The sequence below is a fragment of the Williamsia sterculiae genome (assembly GCF_900156495.1).
GTDB lineage: Bacteria > Actinomycetota > Actinomycetes > Mycobacteriales > Mycobacteriaceae > Williamsia_B > Williamsia_B sterculiae.
Map to the genome: position 1 here is coordinate 172,677 of NZ_FTNT01000007.1, position 21,303 is coordinate 193,979.

Sequence of the window (21,303 nt, forward strand, 5' to 3'; positions counted from 1 at the left end):
TCACTAGAGTGGGTGCGTGCTGGCGGACTGGGCTCATCTCATCGTGCCCGATCGGTTGCATCCGCCGTTCGCGTCGGAGACGGTGACGGAGGGGGCCGACTACGCGCGTTCCGGACGCGTTCACGGGGTCAGCTGGAACCCACGGACCATCGTGGCGGAGGCCCAGTGCGCCGACTCCGCCGAGGTGATCCGGCAGACGTCGGTGCGGTTCCGTGCTGTCGGTGACCTGTGGCGGATCTCGGGGACACGGTGCACCTGCCCGCAGCGCCGTTTCTGCGTGCACGGAGCCGCCGTCGCGCTGTCGCTGCGCACCCTCGTCGACGACGGTGCGGTACCCGCACCTGCCGGCTGGGAGACCGAACTGGCGGCGCTGGTGACCGACGACGACGATTCCGTGTCCGACACCGAGGCAACCCCGGCCCTGTTCGCCCGGGTGCTGTCGGATCCGCGGGCCGCGGGCGGCGCCTCGGTGTCGGTCCGGCCGACTCTGGTGTGGTCGGACGGACGGGAGGCCGCGGACCTGTCCTGGTCCACGCTGTTGTCGATGGATCCCGAGGAGATCCGCGCCGGTGCAGACGCCACCCGGTTGCACGCGCTGCGCGATCTCGCCCGGGTGGTCGTCGACGACGGAGGCGACGCACGGTCGTGGACGTCGTTGAGTCGGACGTCCGAATCGTTCTGGGAGGCATTCGCCACCGTGGTGTCCGCCCAGGTGCGACTGCTGCCCGACGGTGATGGCCCGGCCGTCCACACCGCGGGCGTGGCCACCCTGACCGTGTCCGTGGTGGGTGTGGACAGCCCCGACGACGGTCCGGCCGACGTGACCGTGCGGACCGAACTGCTCGTCGACGGCTCGCCGGTGGCACCGGGCGCCGGTGCCCTGCTCGGCACCCCGACACCCGCTGCGGTCCAGGTCTACGACGGGACGCGGGTGGTCATCGCGACGCTGTCACCGCGTCCGGCGCCGGCGCTGGCCGCCATGTTCGCCGCGGACAAGGTGGTCCGGGTGCCGGGAGCCGACGTGCCCCGGTTCGTGGCCGAGACCCTCCCACGCATCACCGCGCGGGTGCCGACCCGATACGACAACACCGAATTCGGTCCGCCCGAGGTCACCGGGCCTGTCCCGGTGCTGGCGTTGCACCTGGAATCCGAGCCGTACCGGGTGGACTGGCGAATGCGGTACCGGGTGAACGATTCGCCGGTGGACTTCCACCCCGACCACCCGGTCACCGGCGCAATCCGTGATGAGGTCGCCGAGGAGAACGCCTGGGAGCGGGCGAAGAAGACCGCCGTCGAGGTCATCGCCATCGCTTCCGGTTGGCCGGTGCGGATGATCGCGCTGGCCCAGCAGCGCATGCGGGCGGGTGACCCGGCGGGCCAACACGACGCGCAGCTGCTGCGTACCGCCCGCAACCCCGCACACGCCGCCTCCCTGGTGGACCCGCGGTTGTTGCGCGGGCCGGTGGCGCTCACCGAGGTGGAGGCGGCGCGACTGGTGGTCGAGATGCTGCCGGAACTGCGAGAGAGCGCCGACGTGGAGATCGAGGTGGTGGGAGATCTGCCCGACTTCCGTTACGCCGCGACAGACCCTGGTATCCGTTTCACTCATGACGGCACCACCACCGCGGTACGCCCGGCCGACGCCCCCGACGCCGACTGGCACGACCTGGACGTCGTTCTCGACGTGGACGGGCACGCGGTGGCCGTCGCCGACGTCATCGGCCAACTGGCCAAGGGCGCAACACACATGCTCACCCCGGCTCGCACCTATTTCCGTATCGACACCCCCGAGGTGCAGAAGCTCGCCGCGTTGTTGGAGGAGGCCGAGACCCTCGGTGACGTGACCGCCACGAGCACCACGGTGGGCCGGTACGCCGACGCGGGGCTGTGGGCGGAACTGTTCGAGCTCGGCGTGGTCGACGCGCAGATTCGGCGATGGCGCGACAACGTCGTCGCCCTCGCCGCACCACCGGCCCCGGTGGCGGTGCCCGAGCAACTGACGGTGGATCTGCGGCCGTACCAGCGGACCGGGCTGGACTGGTTGGCGATGCTGTGGGACAACCAGATCGGTGGCATACTCGCCGACGACATGGGACTGGGCAAGACAATCCAGACCCTGGCCCTGATCGCCAGGGCCCGTGGCGACGGTTCGGCCAGCGCACCCTTCCTGGTGGTCGCACCGACCAGTGTGGTGAGCAACTGGGTGTCCGAGTGTGCTCGGGTCACGCCGGATCTGACCTCGGTCGCGATCACCTCGACCGAGGCCGCCGGTCGCGCTGCGTTGGTCGACCGCATCGCCGGTGCCGACGTGGTGGTGACCTCCTACGCACTGTTCCGCATCGACTTCGCCGCTTATGCGGACCAGCACTGGGCGGGGTTGATCCTGGACGAGGCGCAGTTCGTGAAGAACCACAACGCGAAGGTGCATCAGTGCGCGCGGCGGCTCGACGTGGCCTTCACCCTGGCCATCACGGGTACCCCGCTGGAGAACAGTCTGATGGAACTCTGGGCGTTGACGGCGATCGTCGCGCCCGGTCTGCTGGGGTCGGCCAAGTACTTCTACGAGCAGTACCGCAAACCGGTCGAATCCGGGACCGACCCCAACCGACTGCACGCCTTGCGGCGCCGTATCCGGCCCTTCCTGTTGCGCCGCACCAAATCCGAGGTGGTCGACGACCTGCCGGAGAAGCAGGAACAGGTGGTCCGGCTCCGGTTGGCACCGACACACCGCCGCCGCTACGACGTCCGACTGGCCCGGGAACGGCAACAGGTACTCGGGTTGCTGGGCGAGTGGGAGCGGCACCGCTTCGCGATCTTCCGCTCGTTGACCACGATGCGACAACTGAGTCTGCACGCGGGTCTGGTGGATCCCGCGGCCGATGGCGTCCCGTCGGCCAAGATCGATCATCTGGTGCGACGGTTACCGGAGCTGGTCGCCGAAGGGCACAGCGCGCTGGTGTTCAGCCAGTTCACCGGGTTCCTGGCGCTGCTACGCGACCGGTTGGACGCCGAGGATATCGGGTACGGGTACCTCGACGGGTCCATGTCGTCCCGCCGTCGCGACGCCGAGGTGGCCCGACTGCGCAGTGGCGAGACCCGCGTGTTCCTCATCAGCCTGAAGGCGGGTGGCTTCGGACTGAACCTCACCGAGGCCGACTACTGCTTCATCTGCGACCCCTGGTGGAACCCGGCCACCGAGGCCCAGGCCGTCGACCGCACCCACCGCATCGGCCAGCGGCGGGCGGTCACCGTCTACCGGTTGGTGTCCGCGGACACCGTGGAGGAGAAGGTGATCGCCCTGCAGGAGCGCAAACAGGAACTGTTCGACGCCGTGCTGCACGGCGCCGAACGGTTCGACGAGGCCGTCTCACCCGACGACGTGCGTGCCCTGCTGTCGGACTGACCGTCCACGCCGGTGGTGCGTCTCACCCCACGTTGCGGGGCAGACCACCGAGCGCCGCGCACACGTCCGCACACCCCACACCGATGAACCGTCGCCATTTCTGCAGTGCGTGCAGCACATTCGCGCGCGACGGTTCCGTGGTCTCCAACCGCTGGACCGCCACCACGGCATCACCCCACAACGTCAACCGGATGTCCGGCCATCGGGTGGACATGGTCAGCGCGACGTCGGCGACCGCCTCGCGGTCGGGTGCCGCATCCGGGTACACCCAGAAGAAGCTGACGGTGCGCCCGGACCGGGACACCCCCACATACGACGGGAAGGCGGGGTGGTCGAGTACCAGGTCGCCGTCGGCGTCCACTGGGGGCAGATGACCGAGGACCTCGGCCACGGTCGCCGACACGGTGTCCACCACCGTCCGCCGGGTCCCCGCGTCGGTGTCGACTCGTCCCGGCGACGTGGGCACCGGATGACATACCGCCGAACGGGTACCAGCCTCCGCGCTGTCGAGTCGTTCGAGGAAGCCCGGGTGCACCACGCCGAACACGTCGTGCAGCAGGGTCACCACCGTCCGCGCGATCCGGTCGGCGACGCGGGCCCGGCGGTCTGCATGCCACACCCCGACACCGTTCGGGACGAGGCCGCAGGTGCGCAGCAGCCGCTCGCCCTGCCGGTCGAGGTCGCGTGCCCGGACCTCGATCCGCACCGAGCCCGGTGACCTGTGCGCCACGGTCAGACGGTGGTCGCCGTACCGGGCGACGTACTCGTCACCCGGTCCCATCGCGGCGACGAGTTCGGTGAGGTGCGCGCGGTGTTCGGCCCACGCCGCGCGCAGGCGACGGTCGAACAGGGTGGAACTCGGCACCATGGGTGATCCTCTCGACGGGCGGGCTGTGGGCGCACCGTATCGAGGGGGTCCGACACGGACCTCCGCCTCCGCGATCAGTCGGATATCGGTGTGGCCGACCCGGCGAACCGGCGGGCGGTCGCGTCGTCCAGGATCTGGGCGGGCATCGGATCCGACCGCAGCAGTCGGGCAACGGTCGCCAGATCACCGAACGGGGTGTCGCTGCCCGCGATCACGACATTGCCGTAGCGCCTGCCCTTGAGCATCGCGCCATCGGCGACCACCACCACCTCGCCGAACACCGATCCGATGGTCGCGATCTCGGCGCGCGCGAGTCGCAGGTCGCGGTGGTCACCGCAGTTGACCAGGTACAGCCCGCCCGGGACGAGAACGTCGTGCACCCGGCGGGTGAAATCCCGGGTGATCAGCGGCCGGGGGGTGACCGCGCCGGTGAAGACGTCGCGGACGATCACCTCGCGACCGTGGGCGGTGAGCTCGGCGGTCACCTGCGCGGCGTCGCCGACCCGGATCCGCAGTCGGGGTGCGCGCGGCAGGTCGAACCATTCCCGGACCAGCCGGGCCAGTTCGGCATCGATCTCCACCGCCACCTGCCGTGCCTGCGGGTAGGTGGCGTCGAGGTGACGGGCCAAGGCGCACCCGGCACCGCCGAGGTGTACCGCCCGCATCCGGCCGTCGGACGGGAACCGGTCGTGGATCAGGTTCGCCATCCACCGCATGTACTCGAATTCCAGCGCATCCGGATGATCGGGGTCGATGTGCGAGCTCTCCACGCCGTTGACCAACAGCATCCAGCCACCGCTGAACCGGTCCGCGACCAGTTCGCAGGTTCCCGAATCGATGCGGTGCACTCCGGGAGGTGGATCGGGGCTCGTGCCGCGGGATTGCTCGTCATGAGCGCGGCGGGGATCGCGACGGCGGGACACTCCGCAGAGCATGGCACGTCCGGCCGATACCGTCTCATCCGTGTCCGTCACCCGCGCCCACCGAACCCGTTCGGCCGCCGTGATGGGTCTCGTGGCCGGTTACCTGGCCGATCGCGTGGTCGGCGACCCCCGCCGGGGGCATCCGGTGGCGGGGATGGGGACAGCGGCCGCCGCGTTGGAACGGCGGTTGTACCGGGACTCGAGGCCGACGGGGTCATTGTTCACCGCCTGCTGTGTGGCACCGGTCTGGGCGGTCGGGATGGCGGCCGACCGGTGTGCACCGCTGTCTGCGACGGCGGTGAGCACCTGGATCGCGCTGGGTGGCAGCAGCCTGTGCGACGTCGGCGACGACCTCGCCACCCGGTTGGAACGCGGGGACGTCGACGGCGCGCGGACGCTCATCCCCAGCCTGTGCGGTCGCGACCCGCGCGCGCTCGACGAGACCGGCCTGGTGCGGGCAGCGATCGAGTCAATCGCCGAGAACACCTCCGACGCGACCGTCGCACCGCTGTTCTGGGCGGCACTGGGGGGCGCCCCCGCCGTCCTGGCATACCGGATGGTCAACACCCTCGACGCGATGGTCGGCCATCACAGCGCACGCTACGAACGGTTCGGGTGGGCCGCCGCTCGCACCGACGACGCGGCGAATCTGCTGCCCGCCCGACTGACCGGTCTGCTGACCGTGCTGCTGGCGCCGGACCGCGCGGGCGCACTGCGCGCCTGGCGGGCGGACGCGGCCCGGCACCCCAGCCCCAACGCCGGCGTTGCGGAGGCCACCTGCGCGGGCGCGCTGGGGATCCGGTTGGGCGGCACCACGGTCTATCCGCACCGGGTCGAGGAACGTCCGGTACTCGGCGACGGGCAGGTGCCGACGGTCCTCGATCTGCGTGCCGCGATCGCGTTGTCACGGCGGGTGCAGACCGCGTCCGTGCTCGTCGGGGTGGGGCTCGCGGTCAGTCGCCGTAGCGGTTGGCGAGTTTCGCGCGCACCGAGTCGTCGCCGATCCCGACGGCGCCGCTCCCGCTGCCGACGGTTCCGCTGACCCGGGACTCTCGAGCCGAGCCGGTGGACGCCGCGGTGAGTGAGGCCCGCGCCTGTTTCGCGGCGCGCCCGCCGGGTCGCGGCATGGCCCGCGCCGGATGTGCAGCTCCCGGATCGGCCTGCGCGGCGGCCGCCGCCCGACGCTGACGTACCTCGGCGACCACGAAGTACCCGAGCCCCAACGGCGCCATCACGCCGAACGCCAACCACTGCAACCCGTAGGACAGATACGGCCCCGAGTCGAGCTGGGGGACCGGGATCTCACCGAGACTGCCCACCTGACCGGTGGACATCTGCAGGTACCCCGGAGCCAGGGGCACGTCGGCGGCGGCACTCACCGCGACCGGATCGATGGTGTAGACCTGCAGCACCCCGGAGTCGACGCGCGGACCGCGGCCGGGCGCGGTGCCCTCGGCGCTCTGGATCCGCGCCCGAACCGTCATCGGGTCGGTGGGGGCGGCCGCGATGACGGGCAACCGGGTGCCCACGTCGGGTCGCACGTAACCGCGGTTGATCAGATAGGTGGCCTGCGCGGTCCGGAACGGGGTGAGCACTTCGAAGGCGGGACTGTCCGACACCGATCGCAACCGCACCACGACCTGTTTGTCGGGCAGGAACCGGCCCTGGAGCGACACCTCGCGCCAGTCGTTGCGCGAGGTCATCGGATCGGATCCCAGATCCGTGATCGGGATGGTCGACTCCGACAACGCGGTGCGGATCTGCGCGTTGCGCGCGTCGGTGCGGGAATTCTTGCCCAGCTGCCACGGGGCGAGCACCCAGAAACAGCCCACCGCGAAACCGACGACGACGATCGCCAGCGCCACCCATCCGGGGCGCAGAAATCCTCGTAGTACGCGCACGTTCTCACGGTACCCAGTCCACGCCCGTCTGCGGCGACCCGCGTCATCCCGGCGACCCCCCCACCGACGTGAGGTCGCATGTGCGTCGACGGATAGCCTGGGGGCAGCGCGGGATTCCCCGTCGCACTGCCTTCAGCGATGGGACATCACCGGCGATGCGTGACTTCGTATGCCGCAAGTGTGGTCAGCAGTTGTCGTTCGAGAACACGCTCTGCCTGCACTGCCACAGCGCCCTGGGTTTTCACCTGCCCAGCCGCGACTTCGTCATCCTCGGTGACGGTGAACACACGGAGATCGACGGTGTCACCGTCACCCGGTGCGCCAACAACCTGATCGCCGGATGCAACTGGGTGATCGAGCAGGGCGCGGGCCTGCCGAGCCTCTGCGAGAGCTGCCGTCTGACCCGGACCCGACCCAACGACAACGACACCGACGCCAGACAGGCCTTCATCGGTGCCGAGAAGGCCAAACGGCGGGTGATCCTGGAACTCGACGAACTCGGATTGCCCATCTTCGGCAAGGAGGACACCGACTCCGGATTCGGGTTGGCCTTCGACCTGCTGTCCAGCAAGGACCATCCGGTGATCACCGGTCACGCCAACGGCGTGATCACCCTCGATCTCGCCGAGGGTGACGACGTCCACCGTGAGCAGCTGCGGGTGTCGATGGACGAGCCGTACCGCACCCTGCTCGGGCATTTCCGTCACGAGATCGGCCACTTCTACCAGATGGTGCTGGTCGGTACCGGCGAGCATCGGGCGCGGTTCGAGGAGCTGTTCGGCGACCCGGACACCGACTATCAGGCGGCGCTGGACCGCCATTACAACGACGGTCCACCCGACAACTGGCGCCGTGACCACGTGTCGTCGTACGCGACGATGCACCCGGCCGAGGACTGGGCCGAGACGTTCGCGCACTACCTGCACATCCGCGACACCCTGGACACCGCAGCGGCGTTCGGGATGGCCCCGGCAGGGGCGGTGCTCGAGGCACCGCTCGCGGGTGACGTGGGGTTCGACCGGATCATCGAATGGTGGTTGCCGCTCTCGTGGGCCCTGAATCAGATCAACCGGTCGATGGGGCACAAGGACCTGTACCCGTTCGTGTTACCCGCGAAGGTGTTGGAGAAGATGCGCTTCGTGCACTCGTTGGTCAGTCCCTACGACGGCTGAGCCTCGCGCCGGCTCGACGGAGTGCGGTCGGCGGACCCCGGCCCGGTCAACGCACTTCGGACGGCAACCTGTCGCGTACCCAGGCGAGCAGCCCGGGGACTGCCGACTCGATCTGTTCGCGGACGGTGACGAAGTCGTCGGGGGAGCCGTAGTACGGGTCGGCGACCTCGAGATCGTCGGCGTCGGGGTCGAAGCCGCGCAGCAACATCGCCCGATCGCCCACCCGTTTGCGCTGCAGCGCCGCGAGGTGGCCGGAATCCATGGCCACGAACAGATCCGCGTCATCGTGTTCGGGTCCGAGTTGGGCTGCGGTGTGCTGGTCGGGGTACCCGGCGCGCAGGAGTTCGGCACGGGCTCGTTCGTCGGCCGGGTCGCCGACGTGCCACGGACCGATCGCGCAACTGTCCACGCGCACCTGGTCGCCGAGACCGGCATTTCGGACAGCGGTGCGGAAGATGTTCTGCGCCATCGGCGAGCGACAGATGTTGCCGCTGCAGACGAAGGTGATGTGCAGGGGCTCAGGCACCGAGCAACTCCCTCAGGTCTGACACGGTTCCGACGACCCAGCGTGCGCCGTCGGCTTCTCCGTCGAGAGCGTAACCCCAATCGACCAGGACCGTCGGGATGCCGAATCGAGCGGCGCCGCCGACGTCGTGGGACCGGTCGCCGATCATCACCGCATGTGCCGGGTCGGCGGGGACGCACCGCAACGCGTGGGCGATGACATCGGACTTGTGGCGCCTGCTGGAGTCGTCCGACGCGCCGGCGATGTAGGCGAAGTGATGTGACAACCCGAAGTGGTCGAGGATGGCGCGCGCGGTGACCTGGTTCTTGGAGGTCGCCACCGCGATGGTGCGACCGGCCGCGCTCAGGTCGTCGAGCAGTTCCGCCATCCCCGGGTAGACGGCGTTCTCCAACCAGCCCTCGTTCACGTAGCGCGTGCGGTAGGCGGTCATGGCGGCCTCCGCGGTGTCGCCGTCGAGGCCCAGTGCGTGCAGGGTGTCCATCATCGGTGGACCGGCGATACCGCGCACCACCTCCGGGTCGGGTTCGTCGGCACCGACCTCGGCGAGGGCGTGGCGGAAGCTGCGGGCAATCCCGGTGAACGAATCGGTGATGGTGCCGTCGAGGTCGAAGAGCAACACGGTGTCGGCGGCGGCGGGGTCCGCCTCGACGGCGTCCGTCGTGGGGAGGGTCTCAGGGGTCGATTCCACGATCTCATCCTGCCCGTAGGCTCGACGGTTATGAAACCGGGCAGCGCAGGCGTCGCGATGCGACCTGACCTCGACCTGGCTCACCACGGTGACGTCGACGCGGTTCCGGGATTGCTCGACTTCGCGGTGAACGTTCGTGGTGGCACACCGGACTGGTTGCTCGACGACCTGCGTGATCGTCTCGTCGACCTCGGTCGGTACCCCGCCGCCGACGACGCGCGGGCCGCGAGCGACGCTCTCGCCGAGCGCCATCGGCGACCGTCCGACGAGGTGTTGCCACTGGCCGGCGCCGCGGAGGGATTCGCCCTGTTGCCGACATTGGCACCCCGGTCGTGCGCGCTGATCCAGCCCAGCTTCACCGAACCGGAACGAGTGCTGCGCGCCGCCGGGGTGCCGGTGGTGCAGGTACCCACCGGCGACGGCTGGCGTCTGGATCCGGCCGCGGTGCCCGACGACGCCGACATGGTGATCGTGGGCAATCCCACCAACCCGACATCCGTGCTGCACCCACGTCGCGACATCGAGGCGCTGCGTCGACCGGGCCGCATCGTCGTGGTCGACGAGGCGTTCGCGGATATGGTGCTGGGCGAGGCGGAATCGGTGGCCGCGGTACGCCACCCCGACGTGCTGGTCATCCGCAGCATCACCAAGACGTTCGCGCTGCCCGGGTTGCGCGCCGGTTACCTGCTGGGTCCGGCAGACCTGCTCTCGAAGCTGGCTGCGGTGCGCCCGCATTGGCCGTTGGGCACCCTGCAACTCGCCGCGCTGCACAGCTGTGCGCAGCCCAGGGGTGTTGCCTACGCCCACGACCAGGCCAGGACGATGGCCGCGGAACGCGATCACCTCGTCACCGCGTTACGTGACGTCGGGATCGTCGTCTGCGTCGAACCCGCGGGACCTTTCGTGCTGGTGCGGGTGCCCGACGGCGTGCGGTACAAGCGCGGCCTCGCCGATCGCGGTATCGCGGTCCGGGGCTGTGCCAGCTTCCGTGGTCTCGACGCCGATCACCTGCGGCTCGCGGTCCGCGAGGCCGGCGCGGTGGCGACGTTGGTGCGGGCGCTGCGGGACATCGGGACGTCGGATGAAGGGAGAGCCGCCGGATGACCGGGGTGAGGGTGCGGTCGGTTGTCGACCTGCTCGACGAGAGATATCCGCCCGCACTGGCCGAGAGCTGGGATTCGGTGGGTCTGGTCTGCGGTGACCCCGACGATCGGGTGACCCGGGTGCTGGTGTGCGTCGACGCCACGGAGGCCGTGGTCGACGAGGCGTTGCGCACCGGGGTGCAACTGATCGTCGCGCACCACCCGCTGTTGCTGCGCGGGGTGGACAGTGTCGCCGCCGACACCCCGAAGGGTGTGCTGGTCCATCGGCTGATCCGGGGCGGGTGTGCGCTGTACACCGCGCACACCAACGCGGATTCGGCCAACCCCGGGGTCTCCGACGCCCTCGCCGCGCTCCTCGGTGTACGGGTCGACGGTCCACTGGACCCGCAGGCCGCGCCGGGAATGGACAAGTGGTCGGTGTTCGTCCCCGAGGCCGACGCCGACCGGGTTCTCGACGCGATGTTCGCGGCGGGTGCCGGGCACATCGGCGACTACAGCCGTTGCGCCTGGCGTGTGGTCGGGACCGGGCAGTTCCTGCCGATGAGCGGCGCCGACCCGGCCGTCGGGGCGGTCGGGGAGATCACCGTACTGCCCGAGCACCGCGTCGAGTTCGTCGCCGCCGTCGCCCTGCGCGGACGCCTGCGCGCGGCACTGCACGCCGCACACCCCTACGAGGAACCGGCCTACGACGTGCTGGAACCGGTGACCCCCGACGGTGACACCGGGTTGGGCCGGGTGGGCAGCCTCGACGCCCCGATGACGTTGCGGTCGTTCGTCGACCTGGTCGCCGATCGTCTGCCGACGGCGCCGGTGGGGATCCGCGCCGCGGGTGACCCCGACCGGGTGGTGGCCCGGGTCGCCGTCTGCGGCGGTGCCGGGGATTCCCTGATCGGCGCGGCCGCGCGTGCGGGGGTGGACGTCTACGTCACCGGCGATTTGCGTCACCACCCGGTCGACGACGACCTGCGCGCCGGTGGACCCGCCCTGGTCGACGCCGGGCACTGGGCCACCGAGTTCCCGTGGTGCCGACAGGCTGCCGACCTCCTCATCGCGGCATTCGACGACCTAGAGGTCGCGGTGACGACCACCCCGACCGACCCGTTCACCCTGCACCGCGGTGGAAACGCCGTCGGGGTCGACGACCACAGCACGACCCGAGAGAAGGACGTCAGATGAGAGCCGATCCCGGCGACCAGCGTGTAGTGCTCGACCTCGCGGAGGTCGATGCGGAGGTGAATCGGCTGCGGTACCGGTCGGCGAACCTGCCGGAGAACGCCGAATTGGACGAGCTACGCGAGCAGGAGTCGACCCACCGCGACGATCAGGTACGCGCGGAGATCGCGGCCGAGGACCTGCAACGGGAGATCAGCAGGCTGGAGAACGACGTCGCCACTCTGCGGTTGCGCGAGACCAAGGACACCGAGCGCCTCACCTCCGGCGCGTTGCCTGCCAAGGCGCTCTCCGAGCTGCAACACGAGCTCTCCAGCCTGGAGCGCCGACGCGGTGTGGTCGAGGACGAACTGCTGGAACTACTCGAACAGCAGGAGGCGGTGGAGGCCGAACAGCAGCGGGTCGCGGCGACTCTGAGCCATCTCGCAGAACGGATCGCCGACGTCGAGCAGCGTCGGCTGATCGCGCTCGGTGACGTCGAGGAGCAGCTGACGTCCCGGCAGCGGCATCGTGACGAACTCGAGGCGTCCACGCAGCCGGAACTGCTGACGGTGTACCGCTCCCAACACGACAGAGGTCGGATCGGCGCCGGATTGCTCCGCGCTCGAACCTGCGGCGCCTGCCGGATGGAACTCGACCGCGGCACCATCGCCCGCATCGCCAAGGCACCCGCCGACGAGGTGGTGCGCTGCGACGAGTGCGGCGCGATCCTGGTACGCACCGCGGAGTCGGGCCTGTGACGGACGGCGCCCATGAGGGACGGGGCCGGTGACCCGCGTCACGCAGACCCCGTCGGCCGGGCCGGGCTGGACGGCGGTGTCGGGCCGGCCCACCCGACTGTTGCTGCTGCGACACGGTCAGACCGCGCTGTCGGTACAGCGTCGGTACTCCGGACGGGGCAACCCGGAACTGACCGACCTCGGCGCCCGGCAGGCCGAGTGGGCCGCCGAGCGGATCGCGGGCATCCCGGACATCGTCGCGGTGGTGTCATCGCCGCTGGCCCGGGCGCAGGCGACAGCGAAGGCCGCCGCCGACCGCCTCGGGCTGCCGGTCGGGACCGACGACGGGTTCACCGAGACCGACTTCGGTCGGTGGGAGGGACTGACCTTCCGCGAGGCGGCCGAGGCCGACCCCGAACTGCACCGACGATGGCTGGGCGACATCACCGTGCCCGCGCCGGACGGCGAGAGTTTCGCCGACGTCGACGTCCGGGTCCGCGACGCGCAGGCACGGATCGTCGCCCACCACGGGCCGGGCAGCGTCGTGGTGGTCTCGCACGTCACCCCGATCAAGACGATGCTGCGCGCGGCACTGGAAGTGGGACCGTCGCTGCTGTTCCGGCTGCACCTCGACCTGGCCTCGTTGAGCATCGCCGACCTGTACCCCGACGGTGGCGCGTCGGTGCGGTTGGTCAACGACACCCACCACCTGCAGGACACCCATCACCTGCAGTCGAGCTGAGATCGACGGCCGGACGGTCAGAGCACCACGTCGCACATCACCGCGAGTGCGATCGTCGCGGTCACCAGACACACCGGGACGGTGAGCACCCCCAACACGGTGAACCGGGTGACCGAGGGTTCCTCCCCGTTGTCGCGCAGCACCGTGCGCCACAGCAGGTTGGCCAACGACCCGGTGTAGGTCAGATTGGGGCCGATGTTCACCCCCAACAACACGGCCAGCAGGATGGCCGGTGGTGCCGTCACGCCGACCGCCGCCATCAGCAGCAGCGTGGCCGGGATGTTGTTGACCACGTTCGCGACCACCGCCGAGATCGCCGCGACGACGAGTAGGTCGAGCAGCCCCGTGTCGGTGGGCAGCAGACCCGACAGCCAGTGTCCGACACCGCCGTCGGCGATGGCCGCGACCAAGACCGCCAACGCGCCGACGAAGACCAGGAACATGGGCTGGGTCGACACGAGTACCGCCGCAGCCGACGTCCGTCGACGGATCAGCGCCAATGCGGCCAACACCACCGCACCGATCACCGCGAACACGACCGGCTCCACATGCACCAGCGACGACACCCCGAAGCCGATCAGGATCGCAATGAGGCACACCAACGCCGCCTTCGGCGCGGCCGCGGAGCCGGATGTGGACCCGGCATCGGCCACCTCCGGCCGCGACGACGATCGGAGGTCGTGTCGGAAGGCGATCCGGTATCCGACGTACTGCACCAGCAGGGTCGCCACCCACGGCACTGCCATTACCGTGGTGAACTGCAGGAAGCCCAACCCGGTGGCGGTGAAGGCCAGCAGGTTGGTGAGGTTGGACACCGGCAGCAGGGTCGATGCGGAGTTGGCCAAACCGACCGCCGCGTATCCGGTCGGTGCCGCGGAGACGCCCAACGCACGCGAGGTGGTCAGCAGCACCGGGGTCAACAGCAGCACCGTGGCATCGAGGCTCAACGCCGCCGTGGTCGCAGCGGCGGCCAGATACGCCAACAGGAACCAGCGCGACGCGTCCCCGCGGGCCGTCCGTGCCATCCGCAGACCCAGCCAGTCGAACACCCCGAGGGTGGCACAACAGTGCGCGATGACCAGTAGGGCGGCCAGGAACACCACCGTGGGCAGCAGGGTGCGCAGCTCGTCGGTCGTACGTGACAAACTGACCGCACCGATCGCGATCAACAGCAGCGCGGCGGGCACGGCCACGGTGGGTTCTGGCAGACCTCGGGGGCGCCAGGCGGCGAACCCGACGGCCGCGACGATCAGCGCGACCGACAGGAGATCCACGCGACAACTCTAATGGCCCGTTCCGAGAGGGTTTCCGAACCCACACCGCTCTCCATGGTCCCGCGCGGTCCGCTCGATCAGCTACTCCGTGGAGATCCCTGCGGGCGAGCCGACCATGTGCGAGGCGATCGCCGTCCGCAGGTACGGGGCACTGACGCTGGTGGTGTGTGCGGCGACGTGTTCGGGGGTGCCGTCGGCCACGATGCGACCACCGTCGGTACCGGCACCGGGACCGATGTCGATGACACGATCCGCATGGGCGACGATGCGCATGTCGAGTTCGACCATGACCACGGTGTTCCCGGCATCCACGAGGCCCTGCAGGTGATCCATGAGCCGGTCGGCGTCGGAGGGATGCAGACCTGCCGTGGGTTCGTCGAGAACGTAGAGGGTGTCCCCGCGATGAGCCCGTTGCAGTTCGGAGGCGAGTTTGACGCGCTGCGCTTCGCCACCGGACAGTTCGGGTGCCGGCTGACCCAGCTTCAGGTACCCCAGCCCGACCTCCTGCAGGACGCGCAACGTGCGCTCGATGTCGTCTTCGTCGCGAAAGAAGTCGCGGGCCTCGTCGACACTCATGGCCAGGACCTCGGCGACATTGCGTCGGTGCCAGGTGACCTCGAGCGTGCGGGACTGGTACCTGGTCCCGTGGCAGTCCGGGCACGGTGTGTACACGCTCGGGAGGAAGAGCAACTCGACCATGACCGAACCCTCGCCCTCACATGTCGGGCAGCGCCCCGCGGCGACGTTGAACGAGAACCGGCTCGCCGTGTACTTTCTCCGCCGCGCCATCGGGGTCGCAGCGAACAATCGTCGCACGTTGTCGAACAGGCCGGTGTAGGTCGCGACGTTGGATCTGGGTGTCCGGCCGATCGGCTTCTGGTCGATGGTCACCACACGTCGAACAGCGCCCGGCTCCACTACGGCGTGGCCGTGTACCGATCCGTGGTCCCCGGCCAGCAACACATCCGCGTCGTCCGGGGACTCGGTGTCGTCGAGCCTCCCCGCGTGGTCTCCGCGGCCGAGTGCGGCATCGACCAGGGTGGGCAGGGCTTGGCTGACCAGGCTGGACTTTCCCGACCCGGAGATCCCCGTGACGGCGGTCAGGCAGCCCAGGCCGATCCGGACCGAGACGTCGCGCAGGTTGTTGCGGGACACGTCGTGCAGACCGAGGTACCCGGTCGGTTCGCGCGGTGTGCGGCCGACGGGTGCGTTCGGCGCGAACAGATAGCGTCGGGTCATCGATTCCTCGACGGATCGCAACCCGGCGGGCAGGCCGCTGTACAGGACTCGACCGCCGTGTTCACCGGCGGCGGGGCCGATGTCGACCAACCAGTCGGCCTCGGCGATGACAGACAGTGAGTGCTCGACGACGAGGACGCTGTTCCCGCGTTCCCGCAGCCCCCGCAGAATGCCCAGCAGGGCGTCGAGATCACGCGGATGCAGTCCGGCGGACGGCTCGTCGAGCACGTATGCGACACCGAAGAGTTTGGACGACAACTGGGTTGCCAGTCGAAGGCGTTGCAGTTCGCCACCGGACAGGGTGGGTGTGCTGCGGCTCAGCGACAGATAGCCCAACCCGAGGTCGATGATGGGCTGCAACCGCTCGTGCAGGTCCTCGATCAGCCGGCGTGCGGCGGCGACCTTCTCCTCCGACATGTTGACCGTACGCCGGACGTCGGGTGCCGAGCCGTGGGCCGATCCGCCGGCCGCGACACGCCTGCGCGTCGCGGCCTGACGTTTCGCCCGATCCAGCACATGCCCGGGCTCCCGGTCGGCGGGTACCCAGTCCTGTGCGAGTACGGATTCGGCCAGCTCGGAGAGCTGTCCGGTGGGCAGAGCGGTGAATTCCGCGATGTCCATACCCTCGAAGGTCACGCTCAACGCTTCCGGCTTGAGCCGCTTGCCGTGACATTCCGGGCACACGCCGCTGGACACGAACTGTGACACGCGCTTCTTCACGATGGTGCTCTTGGTGGTCGCAAATGTATCCAACACATACCGACGGGCTCCGACGAATGTGCCCTGATAGCTGGGTTCCCACTCCTCCTGGACAGCGCGTGCGGTCTCTGCCGTGGTCAACCCTGCGTACACGGGCACCGTGGGACGCTCCTCGGTGAAGAGAATCCAGTCACGTTGTTCCCGGGGTAGGTCACGCCACGCGACGTCGACGTCGTAACCCATCGACGTGAGGATGTCTCGCAGGTTCTGACCCTGCCATGCCGGTGGCCACGAGGCGATCGCTCGTTCGCGGATCGTCAACGACGGGTCGGGGACCATCTGTTCCGCGGTGACCTCGAAGACACGACCGATGCCGTGGCAGGTCGAGCACGCGCCGTCGACGGTGTTGGGCGAGAAGTCCTCGGCATACAACATCGGCTGACCGGACGGGTATGAGCCGGCACGCGAAAACAGCATTCGCACGAGGCTCCCCAGGGTCGTCAGCGATGCGACGCTGGAACGTGCGTTACCGCCGCCGCGCTGCTGCTGCAGGGCCACCGCGGGTGGCATTCCCTCGACCTCGTCGACATCGGGCACGCCGACCTGATCGATGAGTCGCCGAGCGTAGGGGGCGACCGATTCCAGATAACGGCGTTGCGATTGGGCGAACAGGGTGCCGAACGCGAGGGACGACTTACCGGAACCGGAAACCCCGGTGAACACGACCAACGCGTCCCGAGGAACGTCCAGGTCGACGTCTTTCAGGTTGTTCTGCCGTGCACCGCGGACCACGATCCCGTCCCGCCACGAGGTGCGTTCGGCGGCAGAGCGATTGGACTTGCGGGATGTCATGACGACGACCGTAACCGTACCGGAGGGTGCGCCGCGGAGTTGGCACGAATGGTCATGTCCTCGGCACAACAGGGGGCCGACGCATGCGGCGATGCGCATTAGCGTCGAAGAGCACTCGCCGGTGCGTCACCCGACAACACGGCGTCCGGTATCAGCGTGATGTGAAGAGGAGTTGGCAGTTATGGCATCGAATAATCGTTCTGTGGTGTTCGAAGGCGTAAAAGATTTTCGGGTGCAGGATCTGGATTTTCCCAAGTTGGAGATGCCCAACGGGAACAAGGCACCGCACGGCGTGATCCTCAAGATGGTCGCGACGAACATCTGCGGCAGCGATCTGCACATCTACCGGGGTTCGTTCCCGTTCAAGCAGGGGGCAGTCCTCGGCCATGAGATGACCGGCGAGGTCATCGAAGTCGGCTCGGACGTGGAGTTCCTCTCCGAGGGGGATCTGGTCTCCGTGCCGTTCAACGTCGCCTGCGGCCGGTGTCGCAACTGTCGCGCCGGACGCACCGAGGTGTGTGAGACCGCGAATCCCGATGTCGCCTGCGCCGCTTACGGATTCAACCTGGGAGACTTCACTGGTGGGCAGGCCGAGTATCTGTTCGTGCCCTACGCCGACTTCCAGCTGCTGCGATTCCCCGACAAGGACCAGGCGATGGACAAGATCCTGGACCTGGCGGTGTTGTCGGATATCCTGCCGACCGCGTTCCACGGACTGATGGAGGCCGGAGCCAAGCCGGGCTCGACGGTCTACATCGCCGGCGCGGGCCCGGTCGGTCGGTGTGGTGCCGCGGCGGCCCGATTGCTCGGTGCTTCGTGCATCATCGTCGGTGACTATGACCAGGACCGTCTGAACCTGGTGGCCAACAACGGCTGTGAGACGATCGACCTGGGCAAAGACGTACCGTTGACCGACCAGATCGAGGCGATCCTGGGCGAGCCCGGTGTCGATTGCGCGGTCGACTACGTCGGCTCCGAGGCGCACGGCATCGGTGCCCAATCCGACGAGCTGTTGCCCGCGGCCGCGATCAACCAGGTGCTCGATGCCACCAGGGCCGGCGGTGCCACCGGTGTCATCGGTGTCTACGGTCCCGACCCGATCGCACCGACCGAGGCCGAGCAGGAGGGGATCTTCCCCCTCGAGTTCGGCAAGGCGTGGATCAAGTCCCCACATGTCACGGCGGGGCAGGCGCCGATCATGCGATACAACCGCGAACTGATGATGGCGATCCTGTGGGACCGCATGCCCTACCTGAACGCGATGCTCAACCCCAAGGTCATCACCTTGGACGAGGTGCCGAACGCCTACGAGGTGTTCAACGAGGGGTCGGCGGAGAAGTACATCATCGACCCGCATGGGATGCTCGCTTCCTGACCCCGTTGAGACCACCAGCTATATCGTGGGAGGTTCGTGACCGCCGCTCGTCGGTCGCGGTCACGAACCTCCGCCGAGGTCGGGAGGAGCAGCCATGACGGGAGGTGCCCCGGGTGAGCGCATCGCACAGTGGTCGACTTCCGACCAGGCGCCTCAGGACGCGATCGACCACTGGCGTGAGATAAGGCGTCGCGTCTACGTCGACGTCGTGTGCGATCCCACCACACCCCGATTGCGCGCCGATGTCGTTCGGGGCGAATACGAGACGTTCGCGCTGTCGTCGAAACGAGTCTCCGGTGACTGTGCGCGCCGTGGCCGCGCGGAACTCGGCCGGGGCCGCGAAGACAGGGAAGACCTGTTCGCGGTCTTCCAGATCTCCGGCTCCGGAATCCTGCAGCAATCCGACCGCACCGCCGTGGTTCTCCCCGGGTCCTTTGTGGTGTACAACAGCACGCTGCCGTTCACGATGTATCACGACGGCCCGTACCACCAGGTCATCGTTCACCTCGACGCCGACAACGCCTACGCGTTGGCCGGGCTGACCCGTGACAGCGATCTACTCGCGGTCACGATCGAATGCGACGGAGCGATGTCCGCGATCGCTGCCTTCTTCATCAACTTCGCGGCCACCCAGCAACACGACCCTCAGGGCGCGGACTACCTCGCGACACATGCCTCGGCTTTGGCGTCGACCTTGCTCGCGTACGCCGCCCGTAGCCGGCGACCGGATCTGCCTGATTTTCTCCAACACGACCAGATCCGGACGTTCATCCGCACCCATCTGGCGGATCCGTACCTCGATGCCGACGACATCGCCATCGGCGCTCATCTCTCCCGCCGTAGCCTTTACCGGCTCTACGAAGGCAGCGACACCTCGGTCATGCAGCTCGTCCGAACGTTACGCATCGACACCGCCAAGCAGCTGCTGCATCGCTACCCCGACCGTCCGATCAGCGCAATCGCCCGTGAGACCGGGTTCAAGACGACCAGCAATTTTCATCGCGCGTTCCGTTCCGCCGCAGGGATCACACCGGGTGAGTATCGGGAACGGGATCGAGGTACCCGGTAACGGCTACCGGGGCAGACGCAGTGCCGTGGCCAGAGTGGGCCACGCCCGGTGCAGATCCTGCTTCCAATAACCCCATGAGTGCAGGCCGGTGCGGAAGTTGTAGGTGACATCGACCCCCGCACGTCGGGCCGCCACCTGGAAGTCCCGGGTGCTCGCCAGCGACGCGCTCTCCAGGAAGCCGCCCACGGGTGAAGCCAACCCCGCGAGTCCGAGCCGCAGGTCCGGCGTTCCGTTGCCGACCGCGACGTAGATGGTCTTGCCGCGCAGCGCGGATACGTGGGCGGCCGGATCGTGGGCGGCCCAGTCCGGGTCGTCGACCTGACCCCACATGGAGTTCGGATTCCCGCCACGGGTGAGAACGGTGCCCTGGACAGCCTGCTTGGCGGCCAGCGAGCGCAGATCCAGGGCTCCGCTCAGCGCCATGACCCCGGTGTAGAGATCCGGGTGCCGGACGGCCAGCGCCATCGCCCCGGTTGCCCCCATCGACAGACCGCCGATGACGTTGGTGCCGTTCCCGGCGAAGGTCTTGTCGATCAGCGGCGGGAGTTCGTCGGCCAGGAAGGTCTCCCACTTGTTGCGGCCGAGAATCGGGTCGTCACGCTGCCAGTCGGTGTAGTAGGCGGCGGTCCCACCGATGGGCAGCACCACGTTGACGTCCTTGTCGGCCATGAACGCGGCGACGTCGGTCTGGTCGGTCCAACCGCTCTCCCGGTAGCCGGTGTAGACCCCCGCGTCGATGCCGTCGAGCAGGTACAGCGTGGGGTGCGGTTTCGTACGGTTCGCCGGGACCAGTACGTCGACCCTGACCACCTTGCGCATGGCGGGGGAGTAGACACTGAGCTGCGCCCGGCGGGGATTCGGATACGCGATCTTGGTGAGGGTGGCCGCGGCGGCCGCCGTCGCGACGGGTGAGGACCCGCCGGAGGACGGTGCGGCGAGTGAGGTCGCCGTGCCCGCGCCGAACACCACCGCGATCGACGACACCACGATCACGACCGTCCTGAAACAGTTCGCCGAGATCGAATTGCGGACCATGTGATTCCCCCTGGCAACGCGCTTGTCACCCCGCCCAGCACGAGTAAACCACGTCGGGCGTGCCGGGGAGTCTGCCGGCCCGCTGCGATAGTCTGACCGGGCGAACGAGCCGGCCGGGCGGCCGCGGTGTGGGGAACCATCGGTGGGTATCGATGTGCCCGACACCGAGGAAAGTCCGGACTCCACAGAGCAGGGTGGTTGCTAACGACAACCCGGGGTGACCCGCGGGACAGTGCCACAGAGAACAGACCGCCGACCCGTTGCTCGCAACGGCGTCGGTGAGGGTGAAACGGTGCGGTAAGAGCGCACCAGCGCCGCGGGTGACCGCGGCGGCTCGGTAAACCCCACCCGGAGCAAGGTCGAAGGTCGCACCGTCCGCGGTGCGGCTGCGCAGGTGTCGGAGGGCTGCTCGCCCGAGCCTGCGGGTGGACCGCTCGAGGTACCCGGTGACGGTGTGCCCAGATGGATGGCCGCCGCCGACCCCTGTGGTCGGCACAGGATCCGGCTTACAGGCCGACTCGTTCGCCCCGCACCTGTCACAGGTC

The 21,303-nt window shown here is 68.8% G+C and carries 16 protein-coding genes, 1 other RNA gene and 1 pseudogene; 10 read left to right on the forward strand and 8 right to left on the reverse strand.

The annotated features are described in order from the left end of the window. Window positions 1–16 precede the first annotated feature (16 nt). On the forward strand, window positions 17–3,403 hold the full coding sequence (locus tag BW971_RS12880) for a DEAD/DEAH box helicase (protein ID WP_076480143.1): 3,387 nt from the start codon (window positions 17–19) through the stop codon (window positions 3,401–3,403). Between the two features lie 22 nt (window positions 3,404–3,425). On the opposite strand, the gene BW971_RS12885 is transcribed toward BW971_RS12880, so the two are convergent. Beyond that, complete coding sequence (locus BW971_RS12885; protein WP_076480145.1) at window positions 3,426–4,271, reverse strand: TY-Chap domain-containing protein; 846 nt, start codon at window positions 4,269–4,271, stop codon at window positions 3,426–3,428. A 74-nt stretch (window positions 4,272–4,345) separates the two neighbouring features. After that, window positions 4,346–5,206, reverse strand: a complete 861-nt coding sequence (locus tag BW971_RS12890) for a spermidine synthase (RefSeq protein WP_076480147.1) — start codon at window positions 5,204–5,206, stop codon at window positions 4,346–4,348. Window positions 5,207–5,276: 70 nt separating this feature from the next. Between BW971_RS12890 and BW971_RS12895 the strand changes: the two genes are divergently transcribed. Then, window positions 5,277–6,236: a cobalamin biosynthesis protein gene (locus tag BW971_RS12895; RefSeq protein ID WP_234974398.1), complete on the forward strand. Its 960-nt coding sequence runs from the start codon at window positions 5,277–5,279 to the stop codon at window positions 6,234–6,236. Here the strand turns inward: BW971_RS12895 and BW971_RS12900 are convergent. After that, window positions 6,148–7,095: an SURF1 family cytochrome oxidase biogenesis protein gene (locus tag BW971_RS12900; RefSeq protein ID WP_076480151.1), complete on the reverse strand. Its 948-nt coding sequence runs from the start codon at window positions 7,093–7,095 to the stop codon at window positions 6,148–6,150. The two genes, BW971_RS12895 and BW971_RS12900, sit on opposite strands and share 89 nt — an antisense overlap. A gap of 155 nt (window positions 7,096–7,250) precedes the next feature. Here BW971_RS12900 and BW971_RS12905 point away from each other — a divergent pair, with 155 nt between their 5' ends. Further along, a complete protein-coding gene (locus BW971_RS12905; protein WP_076480153.1) occupies window positions 7,251–8,267 on the forward strand; it encodes a zinc-binding metallopeptidase family protein in 1,017 nt (338 codons plus the stop codon). A 46-nt stretch (window positions 8,268–8,313) separates the two neighbouring features. Here BW971_RS12905 and BW971_RS12910 read toward each other — a convergent pair whose 3' ends face one another. Continuing rightward, window positions 8,314–8,793, reverse strand: coding sequence for a low molecular weight protein-tyrosine-phosphatase (locus BW971_RS12910; protein ID WP_076480155.1), 480 nt, complete (start codon window positions 8,791–8,793; stop codon window positions 8,314–8,316). Continuing rightward, on the reverse strand, window positions 8,786–9,481 hold the full coding sequence (locus BW971_RS12915) for an HAD hydrolase-like protein (RefSeq protein ID WP_143690340.1): 696 nt from the start codon (window positions 9,479–9,481) through the stop codon (window positions 8,786–8,788). Before BW971_RS12915 ends, BW971_RS12910 begins: the two co-directional genes overlap by 8 nt. A 30-nt stretch (window positions 9,482–9,511) precedes the next feature. On the opposite strand from BW971_RS12915, the gene cobC reads away from it, so the two are divergent. The 4 genes and pseudogenes from cobC to BW971_RS12935 form a co-directional block, all read left to right on the forward strand. After that, window positions 9,512–10,585 carry an Rv2231c family histidinol phosphate aminotransferase CobC gene (gene cobC, locus BW971_RS12920; RefSeq protein ID WP_076480157.1) on the forward strand — a complete coding sequence of 358 codons (1,074 nt, stop codon included), beginning with the start codon at window positions 9,512–9,514 and terminating at the stop codon, window positions 10,583–10,585. Then, a complete protein-coding gene (locus tag BW971_RS12925) occupies window positions 10,582–11,760 on the forward strand; it encodes a Nif3-like dinuclear metal center hexameric protein (RefSeq protein WP_083709903.1) in 1,179 nt (392 codons plus the stop codon). The genes cobC and BW971_RS12925 overlap by 4 nt, the downstream gene beginning before the upstream one ends. Next, window positions 11,757–12,494 carry a zinc ribbon domain-containing protein gene (locus tag BW971_RS12930; RefSeq protein ID WP_076480159.1) on the forward strand — a complete coding sequence of 246 codons (738 nt, stop codon included), beginning with the start codon at window positions 11,757–11,759 and terminating at the stop codon, window positions 12,492–12,494. The genes BW971_RS12925 and BW971_RS12930 overlap by 4 nt, the downstream gene beginning before the upstream one ends. 28 nt (window positions 12,495–12,522) lie before the next feature. Next, window positions 12,523–13,215, forward strand: a pseudogene (locus BW971_RS12935) (histidine phosphatase family protein); the annotation flags it as partial. Between the two features lie 17 nt (window positions 13,216–13,232). Here BW971_RS12935 and BW971_RS12940 read toward each other — a convergent pair. Both BW971_RS12940 and BW971_RS12945 read right to left on the reverse strand, forming a co-directional pair. Then, on the reverse strand, window positions 13,233–14,489 hold the full coding sequence (locus tag BW971_RS12940; protein WP_076480161.1) for an SLC13 family permease: 1,257 nt from the start codon (window positions 14,487–14,489) through the stop codon (window positions 13,233–13,235). 81 nt (window positions 14,490–14,570) lie between these two features. Beyond that, window positions 14,571–17,279: an excinuclease ABC subunit UvrA gene (locus tag BW971_RS12945; RefSeq protein WP_076480163.1), complete on the reverse strand. Its 2,709-nt coding sequence runs from the start codon at window positions 17,277–17,279 to the stop codon at window positions 14,571–14,573. 181 nt (window positions 17,280–17,460) lie between these two features. Between BW971_RS12945 and BW971_RS12950 the strand changes: the two genes are divergently transcribed. After that, window positions 17,461–18,654 (forward strand): alcohol dehydrogenase catalytic domain-containing protein, encoded by a 1,194-nt coding sequence (locus BW971_RS12950; RefSeq protein ID WP_076480165.1) that lies wholly within the window; start codon window positions 17,461–17,463, stop codon window positions 18,652–18,654. A 94-nt stretch (window positions 18,655–18,748) separates the two neighbouring features. Then, window positions 18,749–19,723, forward strand: a complete 975-nt coding sequence (locus tag BW971_RS12955) for a helix-turn-helix domain-containing protein (protein ID WP_076480167.1) — start codon at window positions 18,749–18,751, stop codon at window positions 19,721–19,723. Between the two features lie 3 nt (window positions 19,724–19,726). Here BW971_RS12955 and BW971_RS12960 read toward each other — a convergent pair whose 3' ends face one another. After that, a complete protein-coding gene (locus tag BW971_RS12960; RefSeq protein WP_076480309.1) occupies window positions 19,727–20,716 on the reverse strand; it encodes an alpha/beta hydrolase in 990 nt (329 codons plus the stop codon). 147 nt (window positions 20,717–20,863) lie between these two features. Here BW971_RS12960 and rnpB point away from each other — a divergent pair. Next, an RNA gene (rnpB, locus tag BW971_RS12965) (RNase P RNA component class A) lies at window positions 20,864–21,283 on the forward strand. Window positions 21,284–21,303: the final 20 nt, after the last annotated feature.